Origin of the sequence: Mycobacterium sp. WUMAC-067 (assembly GCF_020217485.1) — a bacterium.
Taxonomy (GTDB): domain Bacteria; phylum Actinomycetota; class Actinomycetes; order Mycobacteriales; family Mycobacteriaceae; genus Mycobacterium.
On record NZ_JAEKMI010000114.1, the window covers coordinates 1 to 4,011 of the forward strand.

A 4,011-nucleotide genomic window follows, 5' to 3' on the forward strand; every position below is an offset into this window, starting at 1 on the left:
ATTATCTTGAGCCGCTGGCCTATTCGGGGCTTTGACCTGCGGTGTTTCGTTGTGGACGTTGTCGTCGACGTTTGAGGTGGGGTCATGGGGGAGGCCTTTCAGCAGGGACCGATCGTTATCGAGCTGAGACGTTTCCGGGGGGTGCGGGTTGACGTGGTTTCGGATGCGGTGCGCTGCTGGCCGAGTGCTCGGGCGAGTTGGTCTCGGAGCGTGCGGTTCTCCTCGGCCAATTTCCGGTTGCGCTGGTTGGCGGCTTCGAGCCTGCGTAGCAGTGAGGCGTCCGAGGTTCGTTGCCGCGCGGGGACCGGTGTCGCGGGTGCTCGACGGTGGGCAGCGCGAAGCCGTTCGATCTCAGCTCGGACGTCGGATTGCGCGTAGAGCCAGGACCGAGACACCGCCGCTGCTTGAGCCACGGCCTCGAAGGTGACCGGGCGCCCTTCGGCGTCGAGGGTCCTCAATGCCTGGATCGCCTTGGCTCGGGTGAGTTCGTGGCGTTGTCGGGCGGCGACGATGAGGTGCCGGGTGTTGTCAGCCCGCATCAGCAGAATCCAATTCCTCTGAACCGGAGTCGGTTTCGAGTGTGGTGATGATGGTGTCGAGGTTTCCCAGGACTTGTTGGTTCATCTCGACGAGGCGTAACTGACCGCGCGCCTCGGCAGCGGAGATGATCTGCAGGACTTGCTGACGGTGTTCGTGGTGTTGCGGCAGGAACTCGGGCGTAGTCACGAACATCGGACATGTCAGACAAGCATTGGCATGCGGGCAGGTCTTTTGAACTGGCAGCCCGCAGAAGCCGTTGGGCAATGCTTGGGTCACGCGCCCGAGCCGTTGCTTGGCCCAGTTCGCTTCGGCCAGTGGGCCGTCGGGGTCGATCGCAACGGTTTGGCCCCTGGCATCGACCTTGCGGGCGGACTCCCAGTGCCGGCGGACGGTGGTGTCGTGAAGGCGGGCGTAGTGAGCTGTCATCTCACCGCTGGAGTGATCGAGTAACACCCGTACGACTTCTTGCGGCACGTCCCGGTTGATCAACCGTGTTCCAAAGGTGTGCCGCCATTGGTGCGGAGTCAGATGCACTGGACGGCCGTGCTCGTCGCGGATCTCGCAGCGCGCCAGCCAGTCCCGTAGCTGGCCGCGGTAGGAGGGCGTAGTCAGCGGCCGGCGGCCGTCTGGGTTCATCTTCGGAGCGGCGAACAGCCAGGGGCTGCCGTTGGTCCAGCGGCGCAGGATCCGCTGTTGTTGCTCGGCGATGGCCTGCTCGACTTCCTCGTCGATCGGGACGAGAGCTTCGCGTTTCATCTTGCCGTTGGTGTAGCGCAGATAGGGAGCTCCGTCGCCGCCACGGATGACGCAGTCGAAGGCGATCTTGGTGGCGTCACCGACGCGCAGTCCGCAGCGCATCAGGATGATCGTGAGCAGCCGACTCTCGGGGTTGTTCCATCCGTCGAGGTTCGCGGGCTGTTCGACCTGGGCCATGATGTGCTCGGCCAGCCCGCGGGGCAGGCGTTTCGCGGGTTTGGGGAAGTCGTCGGGATAGAACGCGGCACTCGCGGGCAGGTCGTGGTCCCACTCGTGGCGGCGGATCGCGTCGAGGAACGCACCGAGCGAGCTGATGTCGCGGCTGCGGGAGTGCAGTGCCCGGGGGTCGGTGGACAGGTCGGCCAGGTAGCGCTCCAATACCGCGCGGTTGATGCCGGCCAGGCTGGTGATGTCGACCGGCGGGGACGCCAAGAAGCCGGCCAAACGCGTCACCGCCTGGACGTCGATGTAGGTCTGGTTGGGGCTGCGTCCGATGCTTAACCGCCAGCGGGCGAACCGCTTGGCCAGATCCCGCAGCCACGGTTGCGCAATGCCGTCGAAGCGCAGCCGCTTGCGGCCCTCGACGCCGAGCCGGTGCAGCTCCCACACGTCGCGCGGGAACTCGGCCTCCCACCCGCTGCCGCAGTGCAGGTCCTCCAGACAGCGATAGGCGTAACGCAGAAACGCCAGCTGTCCGTTCTGGCCGTGTTGCGCAGCGTGGTTGGCGTCGAAGAACTCGATCCAACGTGCCATCGGCCAGTCCAGCAGCGAGGCCACCCCACTGGCGGCCGTGAGTGCGATGACAGGACGCGCGACGGCAGCGGGAGTCTTGACCTGGCGTTCATCGTGCCGGCACTGCAGCGCGTACTGCATCTCCAATTTGAGCTGTCGGCGATCACCGAACGGTCGGAAGTCGAACCGGTCGTCGCCATAGGACTCGCAGAGCACGATGAACTCGTCGATGTCGGGACATCCCACCGCTGCCCATCGGGACCGATGATTGACGCAGAACGGCGACCGTCCCTGCGTCCATAGCGTGCAATAGGACAACGCGCAGACGGGATGATCGGGATCATCCACCGGAGCAACGGCAGCCAGCCATACGTCTCGGTCGGCGATGCCGGACCGTTCCCAAAACCCTTGGTGGCGTGGGCATAAACCCCGGCGAGCACCTCCGTACCGGCAGCCCTGGACGGCGCAGACCGTGAGCTCTTTGCGCCCGAGCCCTTCCGGTGCTGCAGTCGTGGCGAACACGTCGATGTCCGGGCGGCCTTCTTGCTGCCAACCGACGTAGTGGCCTTTGCAGAGCCCGCGGGTGCGCGGTTGGCGCACGCAGCCCGGCACCCGGCACGGCGCGGTGTCGAACACCAGCGCACCACGCTCGGGAACGAGGATGTCCACCCGGAACTCCGGTCGAACCGCGGCCACCAGCTTGCGCAGCAAGCCCGGAGCCGCAGCCGACGGTAGCGGCGGGACTGCCGCGGTCACCACTGCACCTCCTGCCCGGTCAGGAAGCCGGCCGCCTCCAGAGCCCGGCGGGCGTCCTCGACGGACAGATGCCCGTAAATGTCCATCGTGGTCGCGATCGAGGAGTGTCCCAGCAGCGTGCTGACGACCTCGATCGGGGTGTTCTGGCGGAGCAAACGCGTGGCGTAGGTGTGCCGATACCAGTGGGGATCGAAGTCGATGCCGGTGCTCCGGCGCAGCCGCAACACCAGGTCGTAGACCGCGGGATAGCCCCACGGGTGCCCGAACGGTTCGCCCCAGAGGTTGACGAACACGTAGTCGGAGTCCAGATCGCCGTATTCGTCGTGCAGGTAGTCGGCGTAGAGGCGGATGAGCTGCGGGCTGATCGGGATGGTGCGCGGTGTCGCCGACTTGGCGCGCGCCCTGTTGTCGTTGGATCGCGGCGCGACCGTCAACTCACCCTCGGCAGCGGCCACGTCCTCGTGACGCAGACCTAGCGCTTCACCAATCCGAATCCCTGTGTCCCACAACAACGCCCACAACAAGCGATCCCGCAGGTGGATGCAGGCATCTAGGATCGCCTGCACCTGACCGGCGGTCAGAATGGTCGGATGCTGACGCGGGGTCCGGAGCTTGATCGTGCGCCGCCGCTCCGGCTGGCCGCTGCTCAGGTGGTAGAGGAACGGCTTCCATCCCGAGCGCCGGCGCCGACCTGGGTGCAGTTCAGTGACCAAGTCGCCGAGGTCGACTCCGTGCCGGGCGTGAAACGTGTAGAGGCCGCTGATCGCCGCCAGCTTCCGGTTGACGGTTCCCGCAGAGCAGTGATGCTCAGCCGAGGGCAACAGCACCACTGCGCCAGCCCGGCCAGCCGGCGGCAGCCGCAGCCAGGACACGAACTCCCCGAGATCCTCCAATCGGACCTCGCGCCAGTTCAGGCTGCGAGCGTCGAGGAAGACGAACCAGTCCTTCAGGTCGTGCGCATAGGCCTTGACCGTGTTCGGGGACCGCTCGATGTCGGTCAGATAGGCCAGGTAGCGCTCGATTGGCTCCACCGAGCCGCCTCCGTCGCCGAGGACCGTCCAGGATTCAAGCGACGAAGTGGGCATCAGTACCCGTTGCACAAGCATCAAACCTCCGTGGAATCTGCGTGATGGACCGCTGCAGATAACCACCTCCGCCACGAAGATCGCCGCCAACGCCACGTGCGTGTTGCACGTCGTGGACACCCCTGTGCGGGCTCGAGAGAAC

The 4,011-nt window shown here is 65.8% G+C and carries 3 protein-coding genes; all 3 read right to left on the bottom strand.

From position 1 onward, the window contains the following. Window positions 1-98: 98 nt before the first annotated feature. The 3 genes from JF781_RS27480 to JF781_RS27490 are packed head-to-tail and all read right to left on the bottom strand — an operon-like array spanning window position 99 to window position 3,890. Complete coding sequence (locus JF781_RS27480) at window positions 99-539, bottom strand: DUF6262 family protein (protein WP_007172194.1); 441 nt, start codon at window positions 537-539, stop codon at window positions 99-101. Further along, window positions 529-2,784 carry a tyrosine-type recombinase/integrase gene (locus JF781_RS27485; RefSeq protein ID WP_007172193.1) on the bottom strand — a complete coding sequence of 752 codons (2,256 nt, stop codon included), beginning with the start codon at window positions 2,782-2,784 and terminating at the stop codon, window positions 529-531. The genes JF781_RS27480 and JF781_RS27485 overlap by 11 nt, the downstream gene beginning before the upstream one ends. Further along, on the bottom strand, window positions 2,781-3,890 hold the full coding sequence (locus JF781_RS27490; RefSeq protein ID WP_007172192.1) for a tyrosine-type recombinase/integrase: 1,110 nt from the start codon (window positions 3,888-3,890) through the stop codon (window positions 2,781-2,783). The genes JF781_RS27485 and JF781_RS27490 overlap by 4 nt, the downstream gene beginning before the upstream one ends. Window positions 3,891-4,011: the final 121 nt, after the last annotated feature.